This is a genomic window from Kocuria rhizosphaericola (genome assembly GCF_044462205.1).
Lineage (GTDB): Bacteria > Actinomycetota > Actinomycetes > Actinomycetales > Micrococcaceae > Kocuria > Kocuria rhizosphaericola.
This window is the reverse complement of record NZ_JBISWK010000048.1, coordinates 1-17112: the sequence shown is the minus strand read 5'-3', so window position 1 is coordinate 17112 and position 17112 is coordinate 1. Positions and strand designations below refer to the sequence as shown.

The 17112-nt window shown below is 72.8% G+C and carries 16 protein-coding genes; 3 read left to right on the top strand and 13 right to left on the bottom strand.

All coding sequences use genetic code 11. From position 1 onward, the window contains the following. Positions 1–167: 167 nt before the first annotated feature. Both ACH9D2_RS05550 and ACH9D2_RS05545 read left to right on the top strand, forming a co-directional pair. A complete protein-coding gene (locus ACH9D2_RS05550; RefSeq protein ID WP_396361767.1) occupies positions 168–1217 on the top strand; it encodes an ABC transporter ATP-binding protein in 1050 nt (349 codons plus the stop codon). After that, positions 1214–2038, top strand: coding sequence for an ABC transporter permease (locus tag ACH9D2_RS05545; protein ID WP_396361766.1), 825 nt, complete (start codon positions 1214–1216; stop codon positions 2036–2038). Before ACH9D2_RS05550 ends, ACH9D2_RS05545 begins: the two co-directional genes overlap by 4 nt. A 31-nt stretch (positions 2039–2069) precedes the next feature. Here the strand turns inward: ACH9D2_RS05545 and ACH9D2_RS05540 are convergent, their stop codons facing one another. The 13 genes from ACH9D2_RS05540 to ACH9D2_RS05480 all read right to left on the bottom strand — a co-directional run bounded on the left by ACH9D2_RS05540 (position 2070) and on the right by ACH9D2_RS05480 (position 16192). Next, positions 2070–3086, bottom strand: coding sequence for a magnesium and cobalt transport protein CorA (locus tag ACH9D2_RS05540; protein ID WP_396361764.1), 1017 nt, complete (start codon positions 3084–3086; stop codon positions 2070–2072). Positions 3087–3264: 178 nt separating this feature from the next. Continuing rightward, positions 3265–4824, bottom strand: a complete 1560-nt coding sequence (locus ACH9D2_RS05535; protein WP_396361763.1) for a molybdopterin-dependent oxidoreductase — start codon at positions 4822–4824, stop codon at positions 3265–3267. Between the two features lie 13 nt (positions 4825–4837). Further along, positions 4838–5866, bottom strand: a complete 1029-nt coding sequence (locus ACH9D2_RS05530; protein WP_396361761.1) for an ArsA family ATPase — start codon at positions 5864–5866, stop codon at positions 4838–4840. Beyond that, positions 5857–6132, bottom strand: a complete 276-nt coding sequence (locus ACH9D2_RS05525) for a cory-CC-star protein (RefSeq protein ID WP_396361760.1) — start codon at positions 6130–6132, stop codon at positions 5857–5859. The genes ACH9D2_RS05530 and ACH9D2_RS05525 overlap by 10 nt, the downstream gene beginning before the upstream one ends. Before the next feature lie 4 nt (positions 6133–6136). After that, positions 6137–7843 carry a carbon starvation CstA family protein gene (locus ACH9D2_RS05520; RefSeq protein ID WP_396361758.1) on the bottom strand — a complete coding sequence of 569 codons (1707 nt, stop codon included), beginning with the start codon at positions 7841–7843 and terminating at the stop codon, positions 6137–6139. A 145-nt stretch (positions 7844–7988) separates the two neighbouring features. Further along, a complete protein-coding gene (locus ACH9D2_RS05515) occupies positions 7989–8774 on the bottom strand; it encodes a VOC family protein (RefSeq protein ID WP_396361757.1) in 786 nt (261 codons plus the stop codon). A gap of 199 nt (positions 8775–8973) precedes the next feature. Next, on the bottom strand, positions 8974–10212 hold the full coding sequence (gene nagA, locus ACH9D2_RS05510; RefSeq protein ID WP_396361756.1) for an N-acetylglucosamine-6-phosphate deacetylase: 1239 nt from the start codon (positions 10210–10212) through the stop codon (positions 8974–8976). A gap of 40 nt (positions 10213–10252) precedes the next feature. Then, positions 10253–11128, bottom strand: a complete 876-nt coding sequence (locus tag ACH9D2_RS05505) for an endonuclease/exonuclease/phosphatase family protein (RefSeq protein WP_396361755.1) — start codon at positions 11126–11128, stop codon at positions 10253–10255. After that, entirely contained in the window at positions 11125–12117 is a 993-nt protein-coding gene (locus ACH9D2_RS05500; RefSeq protein WP_396361753.1) for a glycosyl hydrolase family 32, read from the bottom strand. The genes ACH9D2_RS05505 and ACH9D2_RS05500 overlap by 4 nt, the downstream gene beginning before the upstream one ends. Then, on the bottom strand, positions 12114–12902 hold the full coding sequence (nagB, locus tag ACH9D2_RS05495) for a glucosamine-6-phosphate deaminase (protein ID WP_396361752.1): 789 nt from the start codon (positions 12900–12902) through the stop codon (positions 12114–12116). The genes ACH9D2_RS05500 and nagB overlap by 4 nt, the downstream gene beginning before the upstream one ends. Positions 12903–12957: 55 nt before the next feature. Continuing rightward, the gene (locus ACH9D2_RS05490) at positions 12958–13824 is read right to left on the bottom strand and encodes a carbohydrate ABC transporter permease (protein WP_396361750.1); all 867 of its coding nucleotides are present in this window, start codon (positions 13822–13824) and stop codon (positions 12958–12960) included. A gap of 1 nt (position 13825) precedes the next feature. Beyond that, on the bottom strand, positions 13826–14800 hold the full coding sequence (locus ACH9D2_RS05485) for an ABC transporter permease subunit (RefSeq protein ID WP_396361749.1): 975 nt from the start codon (positions 14798–14800) through the stop codon (positions 13826–13828). Between the two features lie 54 nt (positions 14801–14854). Beyond that, complete coding sequence (locus tag ACH9D2_RS05480; protein WP_396361747.1) at positions 14855–16192, bottom strand: extracellular solute-binding protein; 1338 nt, start codon at positions 16190–16192, stop codon at positions 14855–14857. Between the two features lie 173 nt (positions 16193–16365). Here ACH9D2_RS05480 and ACH9D2_RS05475 point away from each other — a divergent pair, with 173 nt between their 5' ends. Next, positions 16366–17088 (top strand): GntR family transcriptional regulator, encoded by a 723-nt coding sequence (locus ACH9D2_RS05475; RefSeq protein WP_396361746.1) that lies wholly within the window; start codon positions 16366–16368, stop codon positions 17086–17088. Positions 17089–17112: the final 24 nt, after the last annotated feature.

The following is a 17112-nucleotide window of genomic DNA, read 5'->3' as shown; positions in this document are numbered from 1 at the left end:
CTCTAAGGTCCGGCTCCCTCCGCCCCGCGCCCGGCGCACGGGGGGCCGGGCGCGCCGCGGGCGGCCGGGTGGGCCCGGCGGTGTCCGCGACCCTGGATCCGGCAAGTCACGCGATCCACACCCCGATGCGGACTGCCGACGACCTGAATGCGCTCTACCGTTGACCCATGAGCACCCCACCCATCATCAGCGCGCACGGGCTGAGCAAGAGCTTCCGCGGACCAGGCGGCCGGACCGTCGAGGCGGTGAGCGACCTGACCATGGACGTGGCGCCGGGCACGCTGACCGCGTTCCTCGGGCCCAACGGCGCGGGCAAGTCCACGTCGCTGCGCATGCTCACCACGTTGCTGCGGCCCACGGGCGGCACCGCCACCGTGTGCGGGTTCGACGTGGCCCGGCAGCCGGCCGAGGTGCGCGCCCGGATCGGATACATCGGGCAGAAGAACGGGGCCGGGCAGTACCAGCGCGTCCGCGACGAACTGCTCAGCCAGGGCGCACTGTACGGACTGGGCCGCGCGGAGACCCGGCGCCGCGTGGACGAGCTCGTGGAGGCCCTCGGTCTCGGCGACCTCGTCCGCCGGCCCACGATGAAGCTCTCCGGCGGTCAGCGCCGCCGCGTGGACATCGCCCTCGGCCTGATCCCTGGGCCCCGGCTGCTCTTCCTCGACGAGCCCACCACCGGGCTGGACCCGCAGTCCCGTGCGCACCTGTGGGAGCACATCCTCGGGCTGCGCCGGCGCTACGGCACCACCCTGTTCCTCACCACCCACTACCTCGACGAGGCGGACCAGTTCGCCGAGCGGGTCATGGTCGTGGACCGGGGACGGATCATCGCCGACGACACCGCGTCACGGCTCAAGACGGACTTGGCCGGCGACCGGATCGCCCTCACCCTGGACGCCGCCCCGGCCGCCGCCGTGGCCGCCGTCCGGAGCGCGGCCGCCGCCGCGGGGGCCGGCGAGACCGAGCCGGAGGCCGACCCGGCCGGTGCGGGCACGCGCGTCGTCGTCGCGGTCGACCACGGCGAGCGCGTCCTGCCCGCCCTGCTGCGCGAGCTCGACCGGGACGGCCACCCGGTGCGGACCGCCGAGCTCGACCGTCCGACCCTCGACGACGTCTTCCTCCGGCTCACCGGCCGGAGCCTGCGCGAGGAGCGGACGGACGCGCCCGAGAGCGGCCCGTCCCCCGAGGCCACGAGCGTGGGAGCACCCCGATGACCACCGTCCCGACCACCGGCGAGTCGCCCGACGGCACCACGGGCGACGGCACCGAGCGGGCCCGCCCGGCGGGGATCCTCCACGACTCCGTCAGCGTCTTCGTCCGCGAGCTGCGGCCCGTGATCCGGGACCCCTTCAGCCTCGTGTTCTCGCTCATGCAGCCCCTGATGTTCCTCGCCTTCTTCGGCCCGCTCCTCGGCGGGATGACCGGGCTGCCCCTCGACCAGGCGTTCCAGTGGTTCGTGCCCGGCATCGTGGTGATGATCGCGCTGTTCGGCACCGCGATGACCGGCTCGAACCTGCTGTTCGAGATCCAGTCCGGGGCGCACGAGCGGATGCTCGTGGCCCCGGTGACCCGATCGGCGCTCATGGTGGGACGCGCGTGCAAAGAGATGGTGCCGCTGGTCCTGCAGGCTCTGGTGATCTCCGGGGTGGCCGCGTTCTTCGGCTTCCGCCCGTCCCTGCCCGGCATGGTGGTGGGCCTGGCGATCCTCGCGGTCTTCGGGGTCGGGCTGGGGGCGCTGAGCTACGCCCTGGCCATCGTCTCCCGGAACCGGGACTGGATGTTCTGGACCGTGCAGCAGGGGCTGCTGTTCCCGCTCATGCTGCTGTCCGGGATGCTCCTGCCGCTCGAGGCCGGTCCGGGGTGGATGCAGGTGCTCTCGCGGTTCAACCCGCTCACCTACATGGTCGACGCGGAGCGGGCCCTGTTCAACGGCCAGTTCGGCGATCCGGCGGTGGTGGCCGGTGCCGTCGCGGCGGTCGTGCTGGCGGCCCTGGGACTGACCGTGGGGATCCGCGCGATGCGCAACAGCATCTGAGCGGCCCGACGGGTCGGTCCTCCGGCTCCGCTCAGAGCCACCGCTTCCACTTGAACACCCCGTAGAGGGCCACGCCCATGCCCAGCATGGCCAGCAGCGCGAGCGGGTAGCCCAGCGGCCACGCGAGCTCGGGCATGTGCTCGAAGTTCATCCCGTACACCGTGCCCACCAGGGTCGGGGCGAAGAGGATCGCGGCCCAGGAGGAGATCCGCTTGACCTCCTCGCTCTGCGCCAGGGCGGACTCGGTGAGCCGCTGCATCTCGTCGTTCTGCCGCTGGCCCACCAGGGTCGCGTGCACCGTGAGCGCGTTCTGCAGGAGCAGGCGGAACGCGTCGGCGCGCTCGCCCACCCGGATGGCGTGGTCCTGCACGTCCCGCAGCCGCTGCTGCAGCTCGAGGCCGAGCCCGTACTTCTCCGCCCCGAGCTGCAGGGCCTCCAGCATGGCCACCAGCGGGTGGACGGCGCGCTGGAACTCGATGACCTCCCGGGAGAGCTCGTAGACGCGGCGGGAGACGTCCCGGTCCGCGCCGAAGATCTGGTCCTCGATCTCGTCGATGTCGTTCTCGAGACCGGCGACCACGGGGGCGTAGCCGTCGACCACCTCGTCAAGGATCCCGTACAGCACCGCCTGCGGGCCCGCTCCCAGCAGCTCCGGCGCGGCCTCCAGCCGGCGCCGGACGGCAGCAAGGTCGGGGGACTCGGCGTGGCGGACCGTCACCACGAAGTCGCGGCCCACGAACACGTGCAGCTCCCCGAACTCGACCTTCTCGACGTCGTCCAGGTAGCGGGCCGGGCGCAGCACCACGAAGAGCGTGTCCCCGAAGCGCTCCAGCTTGGCGCGCTGGTGGCCCTTCAGGGCGTCCTCCACCGCGAGGTCGTGCAGCCGGAACTCCGCGGCCACGGACTGCACCTCGGGCGGCTCGGGGCGGTAGAGGCCGATCCAGGCCATCCCGCCGTGCCCGCGCATCACTGCGTAGGTCTCGTCCAGGTCCTCCGGGGTCGACGCGCGCCGGCCCTCCACGTACACCACGTTGTCCACCAGCGTCACCGTGTGCTGCCTCCCGTCCTGCCCGTCGCTCGTCCCGCCCCATCATGACAGGCCCCGCCCGGCCCCCACCCGCGAACTCACCGGTTCCGCCCGAGGCCGGAGCACAAGTGCCGCGGTCTCGGGCGGAACCGGTGAGTTCGGCGCAGGGAGGCCGGTGGGGGCGTCGCGGAGGGGCCGGTCAGGCCACCGTGAACGTCCGCTCGTGCCACCCGGAGGCGCCGTCCGGGGCGGGCGGGGCCTCCTCGGCCGTCTGGACGGTCCCGTCCCGGTCGACGGCCCGCACCCGCGCGGTGTGCTGACCGCCGGTGAGCTCCGGACGCAGCACCCACTGCCGCCACGTGTCGTCGGAGGGCACCTCGCCCAGGTCGGCCTCCTGCCACGGCCCCCCGTCCACGCTGACCTGCACCGCGGCGATCCCGGTGTCCTGGGCCCAGGCGGTGCCCGCGATCACCACCTCCCCGGCGTCCACCCGGTCCCCGGCGCGCGGCACCTCGATCCGGGACGCGGTCTTGATCGGCCCGAGCGCCGACCATCCGCGCGGGGTCCAGTAGCCCTCGTCGCGGTCGAAACGGGTGACCTCCAGGTCCACCAGCCACTTGGTGGCGGAGACATAGCCGTAGAGTCCGGACACCACCATGCGCACCGGGTAGCCGTGCTCGAACGGCAGCGGCTCCCCGTTCATGGTCACCGCCACCAGGGAGTCTCGGCCCGGGTCCAGCAGCGCGTCGAGGGGGGTCCCGGCGGTGAACCCGTCCTCGGAGGTCGAGAGCACCATGTCCGCGTCCGCCTGCACACCGGCCTCGGCGAGCAGGTCCCGCACGGGCACCCCCGTCCACACGGCGTTGCCCACGAGGTCCCCGCCCACGGGGTTGGACACGCAGGCCAGCGTCACCACGTGCTCGGCGAGCGGACGCGCGACGAGCTCCTCGAAGCTCAGCTCGATCTCGCGGTCCACCATCCCGTGGATCCGCAGCCGCCAGTCCGCCACGTCGATGCGGGGAACGCTCAGCGCGGTGTCGATGCGGTAGAAGTCGTCGGCGGGGGTGAGCCAGGGCTCCACGCCCTCGATGCCGAGGTCGGCGCCCGCGGGGATCGGGTCGCGCACCGCGGGCGGCGGGATCCGGAGCATGTCGCGCGCCGCGGGAACCCGCGCGGCCGCGGAGGAGGCCCAGCGTCCCGCGACGCCGGCGGCGGCGCCCAGCACGGCCGCGGCCGCGGAGAGCCGGACGAAGCCGCGGCGGTCGAGCTCTGCCGCGGGCCGCGCGGAGGGACCGGTGCGGCGGGTGAGCACCGTCAGGAAGAGCGCCCCGGCGCCCGTCCCGACGACGACGGGGACCGCGTCCGCCACGGACGGCCCCGCCCGCGTCAGCACCGCCAGCAGCCCGAGGAGCCCCAGCACGCCGAGCAGCACCACGCCCATCGGAGGGTTGGCGCGCTGAGCCGCCCCGATGCCGGTGCCGACCGCCACGAGCCCGGCGGCCATGACCAGCAGCAGCACCAGCTTGTCCGCGGTGCCGAACAGGGCGATCGCCGCGTCCTTGACCGGGGCCGGCACCACGTCCACGATCACCCCGCCCACCGCCGTGAGCGGCGCGCCCACCGGCCCGGTCACCCAGGCGAGCAGCTCGGCCAGGCCCACGGCGAGGGCGGTCGCTGCGACGCCGGCGAGGATCCACGGCCCGAGATCGGCGGGGACTCGTGGTCGTGCGGCGTCCGGACGGTCCGCGGTGGAGGTCATGCGCGTCAGGGTGTCACGTGGCCCTGAGATCCGCCTGGGCGAGCGCGGCCCCGAACCGCTCGATCGCCTCCTGGCCCACGACGTCCCCCGGCAGCAGCGGGACCTGCAGCAGCGGGACGTCCGGGAGGGCCTCGCGCAGGGTGGCGACGTGCACCTCCTCCAGCGCGCGGCGCTCGGCGAGGAAGTCCCCGGCGTCCGCCGGGGAGCGCTTGTTGATCACGAGGGCCCCCACGTGCACGCCGGCGCGGACCAGCTGCTCGTGCAGCTCGACGGTCTCGAGGACGGGCAGCCGCTCGGCCGCGAGGACGATGACGAAGCTGCAGCGCTCGGCGTCCACCAGCACCTCGCGCAGGGCCTCGAAGCGCTCGCGGCGGCGCAGCAGGATCCGCCGGATCTCGAGGTCCCGCTCCTCGCGGGGGTCCCGGGGCCGTCCGGTGCCCACGATGCTCTCGCTCGCGGCGTCCCGGTCCTCGAGACCCCGCAGGGCGGCGCCGAACTTCTCCGCCTTGCCGCGGCGCCGCAGCAGCCCCTCGGTCCAGGCGGACATGATCTCGGGCAGGGCCATGAGCCGGGCGGTGTGCCCGGACGGCGCGGTGTCGAAGACGATGAGGTCGTAGTCGTCCAGGCCCGTGTCCACGAGCTCGGCGATCCGCTCGAGCACCGCCGACTCGTGGGTGCCCGGCGAGTCGCGGGCGAGCTCCATGTGCTTGTCGACCTCGGCGGCGAGGTGCTCAGGCATGAGCCGGCGGATCGTGGCGCCCACGGCGGCGAGGTGGGCGTCGGTCGTGGCCACCGGGTCCACCTCGAGGCCGTCGAGGAGTCCGGAGCCGCCCAGGTCCCGGGCGAGCGGGGTGACCCGGTCCCCCACCGGGCGCTCCCACAGGTGCCCGAGGTTGTGGGCGGGGTCGGTGGAGACGACCAGCACCCGGCGGCCGGCGCGGGCCTGGGCGAGGGCCGTGGCGGAGGCGACGGCGGTCTTGCCGACGCCGCCCTTGCCGCCGACGAACAGGACCCGGCGGGCGGCGGCGAGCTCTAGCAGCATGAGATGTGCTCCAGGGGTGAGCGCTCCATGCCCATCCGCCGGTGCCAGTCGTGGAACCGGTCGTAGACCACGGGCAGCAGCTCCACGGTGTAGTAGCTGGCGGGGTTGGGCACGCCCAGGGCCTCGGAGAGGACCAGCATCATGAACAGGTCCTCCTCGTCGCGCTGGGCGCGGGCGAAGGTGCGCCGGTAGGGGGCCACGTAGAACTCGTGCAGGCCCGCCCCGAGGCGGGCCTGCACGGTGCGCAACCGGTTCAGGACGCTCACCGGGTCACAGCTCGCGGGCCTCCCCGGCCGAGGTGCTCACGCGCTCCTCGTCGAGCTCGGGCGGGTTCTTCTTCGCGTGCGTCATCGCGATCACGGACTCGAAGATGACCCACACCGCGGCGATGAGGATGATGACGTCGAGCACGAGCAGGAACCAGTTCTCGGTGGCGTAGAACTGCCCCATCTGGACGATGAGGGCGTAGACCGACATCACCAGCAGGAACACGAGCGGGACGAGCACCGGGAGCACCGGACGGCCCTTGCGCAGCAGGATCACCGCGATCATCGACAGCGTGAGACCGGCCAGCAGCTGGTTGGTGGTGCCGAACAGCGGCCAGATCAGCAGGCCGCCCGAACCGTCCGCGCCGGCGCCGAAGGTGAGGCCCATGGCCACGGCGAGGACGATGACGGTGGCCAGCGCCTTGCCGACGTTCAGTCCCAGGATGTGGCCGGCCTCCTGCACCACGAACCGCTGCAGACGGATGCCGGTGTCCATGGTGGTGGCCGCGAACAGGACGGCCATGGTGGCCAGGATGGTGGCGCTGAGCCCGGCGGGGATGCCCAGGCCCTGGTTGACGATGGCGCCGCCGCCCTGCACGAAGGCGGCCACGCCGCCCTGGCCGAACGCGGTGTAGACGGCCTCCCAGTCGGCGATGGTCCGGAACCCGGCGGTGGTCGCGATGATCGCGCCCAGCGCGAGGAGCCCCTCGCCGACCGCCCCGAAGTAGCCGACGAAGCGGGCGTCGGTCTCCTTGTCCAGCTGCTTGGAGGACGTGCCGGAGGCCACGATCCCGTGGAACCCGGAGATCGCACCGCACGCGATGGTCACGAACAGCAGCGGCACCAGGCTGGGCGTGCCCTCCGGGAGCGAGTCGTTGAACGCGGGGGCCACCACGGTCGGGGCGGAGATCAGGACGGAGCCGTAGAGGATGCCCAGGGCGATGAACAGCTGGAGGCCGTTGATGTAGTCGCGGGGCTGGAGCAGCATCCACACGGGCAGCACCGAGGCCACGCCGGCGTAGAGGAACAGGACCACGATCCAGAACGCGGTGGCCGACAGCCCGAGGATCGTCTCCGGCAGCACCACCGGGAACCGGTCGCCGATGAGGATCAGGGAGTAGAGGGCCACGACGCCGACGACGGACACGACCGCGAGGTTCCACTTGAACCGGTAGATGGCCTGCCCGATGAGCAGGGCGACGGCGATGGCGCCCCACGTGGGGATCACCGCCGTGGGCGTGCCGACGAGCAGGCCGGCGATGACCACGGCGAACGCGGCGTTGACCATGAGCAGCACCAGGAAGATCACGACCAGGAACAGGTTCCGGCCGCGGTGGCCGATGTACTGCCCGGACAGGGACCCGATGGACTTGCCCTTGTGCCGGTTGGAGGCCCACAGTGCGCCGAGGTCGTGGATGCCGGCGAAGAAGACGGTGCCGATGGTCACCCACAGGAAGGCGGGCACCCAGCCCCAGATGACGGCGATCGCGGGTCCCACGATGGGCGCCGCGCCGGCCACGGAGGTGAAGTGGTGGCCCCACAGCACGTACTTGTTGGTGGGCACGTAGTCCACTCCGTCGCCCAGCTCGTGGGCGGGGGTGACGAAGGAGTCCTGGAGCTTGTAGATCCGGCGGGCCAGGTACTTCGAGTACAGGAGGTACCCGAGGATCATCATGGCCACACCGACCACGGCGAGGACGATGGAGTTCATGTCGCTCCGATCTCTGTGGAGGTGGTGGAGACTGCGGTGGATGGTCGCTGGGTCACCATGCTACCGCCGGGTGACCCCGGTCACGGACCGCTCGCGGACGCACCGCGACGGCCCCGCAGGACACGGCTCGGGGCACGCCGGCGGACTACATCGGCTCCCCGGGCGTCATGATCGCGAAGGACTCCCGGTCCGGGCCGGCCACAACCGCCAGCCGCCCGTACGCGAAGTCGAACGGGTCCTCCATGACCGACCCGCCGGCCTCGCGCACGCGCTGGACGGCGGCGTCGACGTCGTCGACCTGGAAGCAGACGGACCACACCGCGGGGGCGTTCTCCGCTCCGGGGTCGGTCCCGCCGATCCCGCCGGCCGGGCGCTCCCCGTGCGGCACCGTGAACGTGGCGTAGGAGACGCCCTCCTCGCCGATGTCCTCGTAGTGGTAGCCGAAGACCTGGGCGTAGAAGTCGCGGGCGGTGTGGTGGTCGGGGGTCATGAGGTCGCACCAGGCCACGCTCCCGGGCACGTCGACCGCCGCGAACCCGATGTGCTCCCCGGCCTGCCACATCCCGAAGGACGCCCCGGTGGGGTCCTGCCAGACGCCCATCCGGCCGGACCGGCCCACCTCCACGGGCTCCATCAGCTGCGTGCCGCCGGCGGCGCGGACCCGCTCGGCGCAGAGGTCGATCCGGGTCGAGGCGAGGTACACCTGCCACACGTGCGGGACGCCCGTCAGGTCCGGGGCCGCCGGGGAGAGCCCCGCCACGGGGGCGCCGCCGACCAGGGCGTTGCAGTAGCCGCCGCGCTCGGGGTCCGGGCTGCCGTACTCCCACCCGAGCACCCGGCGGTAGAACTCCTGCGTGCGGCCGGGATCGGACGCGGTGAGATCGGCCCAGCAGGGCGTTCCGGCGGGCCACGCTTCGTTGCGCTGTGTCATGACGGGCTCCTTCCGACAGGGTCAGGTTACGCCGCGCCCCCAGCGCCCCGCTGGGAGACCCCGGGGATCGTTACCCACCCGCGCCCCGCACCTGTCCCGAGGTGGCAGCCGTCGGCCACGCCGCCGCGTCGAGCTCCGGTGGTCGGTGCAACGGGAACGGGGTCGCGGAGACCGGCCGGGGCCCGGGCCGGGGCCGGCGTCAGCCGGGCGGGACACCGGAGATCCACTCGCCCCGCCGCATCACGGCGCCCAGTTCGAGATCCTCCCCCACGACGAGGAGATCCGCGAGCGCCCCGGTCGTCAGGCTCCCGACCTCTCCTTCCAGGCCCAGGACACGGGCCGGGACCACGGTGGCCGAGTGCAGCGCGTCGCCGATGGGGACGCCCGCCGCGACGGTCCGGCGCAGGACCTCCAGCATCGTGGCCGTGCCTCCCGCGATCGAGCCGTTGGAGACCAGCGAGGCCACCCCGTCCTGCACCCGCACCTCCGCCGCACCCAGCGTGTAGGTGCCGTCCGACAGCCCGGTGGCGGCCATCCCGTCGGTGACCAGCGCGATGCTGTCCGCACCCGCCAGCTCGAACGCCCACAGCACGATGCCGGGGTCCAGGTGCGTGCCGTCCGCGATGAGCTCGACGACGGCTCGGCCCTGCGCCGCAGCGCGCAGGCAGGCCGGCACCGGCCCGGGCGAGCGGTGGTGGATGGCGGGCATCGCGTTGAACAGGTGCGTCACCGTGGGCAACCGGGGAGCACCGTCCGCGGCGGCGTGGCGGAGCAGCGCCTGCAGCCGGCGCAGCGCGGTGTCGACCGTCGCGGTGTCCGCGTCGGTGTGCCCGAGCGAGGGGACCACACCGTGGGCGACGAGCAGCTCGGCCAGCTCCCCGGACCCGGACAGCTCCGGGGCGAAGGTCATGGTCCGGAGCGTCCCCGCCGCGGCGGCGATGAGGTCGGAGGCCAGTCCGAGGTCCGGCTCCCGCATCCACGCGGGATCCTGCGCCCCGCACCGGGCCGTGGACAGGAACGGGCCCTCCAGGTGGATCCCGGCGACCAGCCCCTCCTCGGTGAGCGCCGCCAGCAGCGGTTCGGCGGCCAGCAGGTCCTCCCGCGCGGCGGTGACCAGGCTGGCCACGAGCGTCGTCGTGCCCTGGCGGTGGAAGGCGTCGAGGGTGGCACGCACCGGCCCTTCCTCCGAGGAGGAGAAGTCCGCTCCGAAGCCGCCGTGGCAGTGCACGTCCACGAGCCCCGGCAGGACTGTCTGTCCGGGCGCCAGGACGTGGTGCTCCACCGGGTCGCCGCCGGGATACCCGGAGCGCGGTCCGGCGTGGAGGACGCGATCGCCCTCCACGACCACCAGACCGTCCCGGTGCTCGGCGTAGCCGGTGTGCACGCGGCCCGAGAGGACCGTCCTGCGCGGGGATTTCTCGGAGCCCAAGGGCCTCACCTCCTTGCTGGTCGTGCGGGGCGTCGGACCGGGACGGGACCTACCGGACCAGCCCGTTGGGGGACCGGGGGATCTCGAGGTCGGCGACGATCGGCAGGTGGTCCGACGCGGACGTGCGCACCACGTGCGCGGCCTGCGGCCGCACGCCCTCGGTCACGAGCACGTAGTCGATGCGCAGGCTCGCGTCCTCGACCGGGGCACCGTCCGGGGCGAAGGTGTACGCGTCGTCCTGGTCCAGGGCCGCGAAGGTGTCCGTGAACACCGAGAGGAGGTCCTGCAGCTCCGGGGCGCCGGGCTCGGCGTTGAGATCCCCGACGACCACCGCCGGGCGCCGGCTCTCGCCGGTGATCTCCACGATCTCCCGGGCCTGCAGCTCGCGCTGCTCGACGCGCTGGTGGTCGAGGTGGGTGCTGTAGAACCCGACGTGGTGACCCTTCACGTTGATCACCGCCTCCAGCAGACCGCGCTGCTCGGTGGGCCGCTCCGCGTACGCGAGGCTGGTCAGCAGATGGTTCTCGGAGTCGATGATCGGGTGCTCGCTGAGGATCGCGTTGCCGTACCGGCTGTTCCCGGTCCGGCCCTCGGCGGGGGCCACGTCCAGGTTCGCGCCGTACACGTAGTGCATGTCCAGGAGCTCCGCGAGACGGGCGGCCTGGTCCTCGAAGTCGCTGCGTGCGGACCAGGCGTCGTCGACCTCCTGGAGGCCGATCACCTCCGCGCCCGACGCCTCGATCACGGCGGCGGTGCGCTCGAGGTCCAGCACGTCGCCGCCGTCCGCGCCGTGGTGGATGTTGAAGGACATGACGCGGAGGTCCGTGGTGCGGTCCGGGACCGCCGCGGCGGGGGCCGCGGCGAGCACGCCGGTGGTCACGAGCAGGGCGGCCGCGGAGCCCGCGGCCATCAGGTTCTTCATCATGAGGTGCTCCTTGTGCTGGGGGTGGGGGCAGGGGTGGGTGGTCGGTCCTGGTCGGGGAAGAGCCGGCCCTCCGTCAGGAGGTCGGTCAGGGGGACCGGGCTCGCGATCTCGCCGACGAAGCTCCCGTCCACGCTGTTCTGGAAGCCGAAGACGACCCACTGGCCGTCGCGCTTGCGGAACAGCTGGGCGGCGTAGACGCCGGGCACGAAGAAGCTGGAGCTGCGCTCGAGCGCCCACGGCCCGAGCCGGCCCGCGCCGGGGGCGATCCAGGTCCCGGTGCTGGCCTCCGAGAACGGGATGCCGGGGGCCAGTCCCGGGAGGCAGGAGAAGATCAGCACCCCGGTGCCGTCCACGTCCTGTGACTGGACGACCTCCATCTCGCCGAAACCGGCGGGCGCGGTCAGCGGGGGCCGGACGGTCCAGTGCTCCAGGTCGTCGCTCACGGCGTGGCCGACCACGCCGCGGGCGTCCGGGTCTCCGGTGGCGGCGCGTGCCGTGACGAGCATCTGCCACTGCCGGGAGCCGTCGTCGTAGAAGACGAAGGGGTCCCGCCACGCCTCGTCCGGCCAGGTGCCCTCCCCCAGCTTCTCGTACCAGCGGGGGTCCGCCTCGAGCGGGCCCGTTCCGGTGCGTTCCCACGTGATCAGGTCGTCCGAGACGGCCGAGCCGATGCGCTGGCGCAGGCCGTCCTCGGCGCGGCTGATGCCGGTGTAGAAGAGGCGCCACCGGCCGTCGTGGCCCCGCACGGTGCTGCCCGTCCAGGTGGCCATGTCGTCCCAGGACGGTTCCTCGCCGGCCACGAGCGCGTCCGGCAGCAGGGTCCAGGTCTCGAGGTCGGGGGAGACCGCGTGCCCGATCGAGGCCCGGCGGTGGCGCTTCTCGGGGTCCCGCAGGGCGCGGCTGGCCCGCAGGAAGAAGAGGTGGTAGCCCTGTCCGTCGTCGGCCAGCCAGCTGTCCCAGACCCAGTGGTCCGCGAGGCGCAACGTCATTCCTCCTCCCGGGGCAGCCGGTGCCCGGCCTCGGCCACGAACCGGTAGTAGTCGGTCAGGGCGAGCCGGCTCGCCGCCGCCTCGTCCGCCACGACCGTGACCGCCCGGTGGAACTGCAGGACGGACGCCGGGCACATCGCGGACACGGGCCCCTCCACGGCGGCGGCCACGGCGGCCGCCTTGCGCTCCCCCTGGACGACCAGGAGCACCCGGCGGGCGTCGAGGATCGTGCCCAGCCCCTGGGTGACGCAGTGGGTGGGGACGTCGTCGGGGTCGTCGAAGAACCGGGCGTTGTCGGCACGGGTCCGCGCGGACAACGCCTTGATCCGGGTGCGCGAGGACAGCGAGGATCCCGGCTCGTTGAAGCCGATGTGGCCGTTGGCGCCGATCCCGAGAATCTGGAGGTCGATGCCGCCGGCGCGGGCGACCGCCTCCTCGTGGTCGCGGCAGGCCGCCTCGAGGTCGCCGCGGGAGCCGTCCGGCACCCGCACCCGGGAGGGCGGCAGCCCGAAGGGCAGGGCTAGCTCGCGCTCCAGGACCGCGGCGTAGCCGGCCGGGTGCCCTGCGGGCAGTCCGACGTACTCGTCGAGGGCGAAGCAGGTCAGCCGCGTGAGGTCCAGCAGGCCGTGGGCCTGCCGGTGGGCGAGCTCCCGGTAGGTCCCCAGGGGGGACGAGCCCGTGGCCACTCCGAGCACGGTGTCCGGGCGGCGCGAGACCTGGTCGGCGACGACGTCGGCCGCGCGCGCGTCGACGTCGTGGGCCGTGGGCAGGACGAGCACTTCCATGGAGGGTCCTTCCGGACGACGGGGAGAGAGACGGGCGGTGCCGGGGCGGGCCGGGTCAGCCCTTGACGGCCGAACTCGCCACGCCCTCGATGAACCAGCGCTGGAAGACGAGGAACACGACGATCACGGGGACGACCAGCAGCACCCCGAAGGCCATGACCTCCCCCCACGCCGGGGGGAGCTGGCCCGCGAAGACGCTGATCTGGAGGGGCAGGGGGCGCAGGTTCGGCTCGGAGATCATCAGGACCGGCCACAGGAACGCACCCCACTGCGTCAGGAAGGTCAGCACCGCCACCGATGCGTAGGCGGGCTTGCTCATGGGCGCGATGATCTGCCAGAACACCCGCAGCGGCCCGGCACCGTCCATCCGGGCGGCCTCGTCGATGCTGCGGGGGATGCCGGAGAAGAACGAGTAGAAGAGGAAGATCGACAGGGCGTTGCCGATGAAGGGCGCGATCTGGATCCACAGCGTGTTCCGGGCGTCGTTGTAGAGGTAGAACATGGGCACGGCCACGGCCTCGAACGGGACGATGAGCAGCATCAGGATGCCCAGGAGCACCAGGTTCCTGCCTCGCCAGGTCAGCCGCGACAGGGCGAAGGCCGCCATCGAGTTCACGACCAGGCCGAGCCCCACCACGGAGACCGTGACGGTGAAGGAGACGAAGAAGAACCGCCACAGGTGACCGGTGCTGTCCGAGGACAGGCTCGAGGCCACCCCGGTGTAGTTGTGCAGCCCCCACTCGCGCGGGTCGAAGACCTCGAAGCCGGCGAGCGTGCGGGAGGCGGGGGCCAGGGAGGCGGCTGCCATGTAGGCGACGGGGGCGAAGAACAGGACGCTCGTGACGACGAGCACCGCGTAGCGGGGCAGGTCCGTCCTGCGCCGGCGGCGGCCGGTGGGGGCGGTGGAAGCGGTCGGCGTCATGTCAGTCCTCACGTTCGCGGGTGGCGCGGCGCTGGATGAGGGACAGGACCACCACGATCACGAAGAACACCACGGAGATGGCGCTCGCGCGCCCGATGTTGTTCTCGTCGAAGGCGGACGTCACGGCCTCGTACATCACGGTGCGGGTGGCGTCCTCGTTGAGCCCGCCGCCGGAGCGCGCCAGCACGTAGATCTGGTCGAACACGCGCAGCGACAGGATCATCGTGTACAGGGCCACGAAGACCAGGGTGGTGTTGATCCCGGGCAGGGTGACGTGCACGAAGCGATGCCACGCGTTGGCCCGGTCGAGGCGGGCCGCCTCGTAGAGGTCGGCGGGAACCTGCTGCAGGGCCGCCAGCAGGATGACCATCTGGAAGCCGACGCCCTGCCAGATGGACAGGACGATGACCGAGGCCAGCGCCGTGAGCTCGGAGCCCAGCCAGTCCTGGGCCCCGAAGGTCCCGCCCGAGAAGAACCCGAGCAGGGAGTTGAGGAGGCCGTCGTCCCCGCGGGCGAGGATCAGCCGCCAGATGAGGGCCACCAGCGCGATGGGGAAGACGACGGGAAGGAAGTAGACGGACCGGAAGACCCCGATCCCCGGGATGCTCTTCTGCACGAGCATGGCCAGCGCGAGCGCGAGCGCGGTCTGCACCGGGACCACCACGGCCGCGAAGACCAGGTTGTGGAGCAGCGCGCTGAGGAAGCGGCTCGAGACGTCGGGGTCGGTGAAGATCCGGGCGTACTGGGTCAGCCCCATGAAGGTGGGATCACGCGGGTCGCCGAGCCGGACGTTGTAGAAGGAGAAGCCGATGGCCGCGAGGAACGGGACCGCGACGAACAGGACGAGCAGCAGCACGGCGGGACCCGCCATGAGGGGGCCGGCGAGGCTGTCGCGCCGGAGTCCCTTCCGGGGCTCCGCCTCGGGCACGTCCTCCGGGGCGGACGCGGGGGCCGCGAGGCCCGGGGTGGTGGTCATGGTGCACTCCTCGCAGGTGCGCGGCGGGGCCGCTGGACGGCCCCGCCGCGGCGGTCACTGGTCCTCGTAGCCGTTGTTGTCCTCGAAGTCGGCGTCGATGGCCCGCGCCGCGCTGTCGAGCTCCGCCTGCGGGTCCGCCCCGCCCCAGATCGCCGCGAGGGCGCTGCCGTACGAGCTCGTGATCGTGGGGTAGCCCGGGGTGATGGGCCGCGCCACCGCGATGCACTCCTGCGTGACCTCCTCCGAACTGCAGGCCGAGGCCAGGTTCGTCGCGAACAGCTCCAGCGGGCCGCCCTCGCCGTAGAGCTCGCTGCCCTCGAGGGCACTCGTGGTGCCGGGCACCGCCGCGTTGGCCTCGACCATCCTCGCGATGCTCTCGTCGGAGTGCAGGAAGTCGAGGAAGGCGCCGGCCGCGGCCTGGTCGCCGCCGGCCGCCGGCGTCACGCCCCACTGCCAGGAGCCGTGGCCGGCCTTGGTGCCGTTGCCGAGGTCGGGCAGGGGCATCAGCACCAGGTCCTCGCCGAGGGCCTCGCTGAACGTGGGGTACATCCAGTTGCCCGTCCAGGTCAGGGCGATGTCCCCGTCGGGGAAGGCGGTACCGCTGGTGTTCGGGTCCGTGTGCTCCTTCCACGAGGCCCACTCCTCCAGGGCCTCGACGTTCTCGGCGCTGTTGAGCACCCCTTCCGCCGAGCCGTCCCGGAGGAGCGTGCCGCCGTTGGACCACAGGACCGGCGTGGTGGTGAAGGTGCCCCACTCGGCGGCGAAGCCGTTGGCCTCGCCCAGGTCGATGGCGTTGCCCGAGGGGCTGACCTCCGCCAGCTTCTGCAGGTTCTGCTCGAACTCCTCCGCGGTCCACGCCTCGTCGGCGGTGGTCGGGGCGTCCACGCCCGCGGCGTCGAGGAGCTGCTGGTTGCCCCACAGCCCGAGACCGACGTCGAACATGCCGACGGCGTAGGTCTGGTCCTGGTACGTGCCGCTCTCCCGCACGCCCTCGATCCGGTTGTCGAGGGTCTCCTGCGACACCACGTCGTCCAGGGGCACGAGCTTGCGGTCGTAGACGAAGGACGCCATCGTCGGGGCGTCCATCTCCATCACGTCGGGCAGGTCCTCCGCGGAGGTCGCCTGGACGGTGCTGGTGTAGTCGGACTCGGGGATGAGGGTCAGCTCGACGCTGACGTCCTCCTGCGAGTCGTTGTACTCGTCCACGAGGGCCTCGAGCGCCTCGGCCTCGGCCGCCTGGCCGCTGTGGGCCCAGACCTCGACGACGCCGTCGCCCTCCGCGCTGCCGCTCGCGCTCCCCCCGCCGCCGCCGCAGGCGGACAGCACCATGGCCATCGACAGGCCGGTGCCCAGCACCACGGCCCGGGACCGGCGCCTCGTTCGTGCACTCATGAGCAGTTCCCTTCTCTCCGCCGCGCTGTTCGCGATCGTCACGGCACTCGTCTCCCCCAGCTTGGACTAGACCAATTTCTGTGTCAACGGTCACACCCGACTGTCTGGCCCCGGCGGCCCCGACAGCCGGGCCGACATGCCAGGTGGACATGCCGGGCGGATATGCTGGGCCGATGAGCGCGGAGCCGCGGAACGTCCCGAAGTACTACCTGCTCAAGGAGCAGATCCGGACGCTCGTGCGGGACGCGACCCCCGGCACGCTCATCCCCACGGAACGGGCGCTCGCCGAGCAGTACGCCACCTCCCGGACCACGGTCCGCCAGGCCATCGGCGAGCTCGTGGCGGAAGGGGTGCTGGGCCGGGCCCAGGGCCGGGGCACCTTCGTGGCACCGCCGCGGTTCACCTACGTCCGCCAGCTCACCTCGTTCAGCGACGACGCGTCCGCGCAGGGCCTCACGAGCTCCTCCACGGTCCTCGACGTGAGCCGGGCGACCGCCGACGACGACACCGCGGCCCGGCTGCGCGTGCCCGCCGGCGCCGAGCTCGCGCGGGTGGAGAGGATCCGGCTCATCAACGGCGAGCCGCTCGCCCACGAGGTCGCCCTGCTCACCGGGCCGCTGCCCGACCTGGCGGAGCACCTGGACCGGACCGGGTCCCTGTACACCGCGCTGCGGGAGGACTACGGCATCGACATCGTCGCGGCGGAGGACACCGTGGAGACCCGGCTCGCCGGCCCGGACGACGTCCGGCTCCTGGGCATCGAGATGGGGGCCCCTCTGCTGCTGATCCACCGGCTCGGGTTCACGGCGGACGACTCGCCCGTGGAGTGGACCCGGTCGGTGTTCCGCGGGGACCGCTTCCGCTTCCTGGCCCGCATGAAGGGACCGGAGCACTGACTCGCGAGGCGGCGGCCGCCGGCC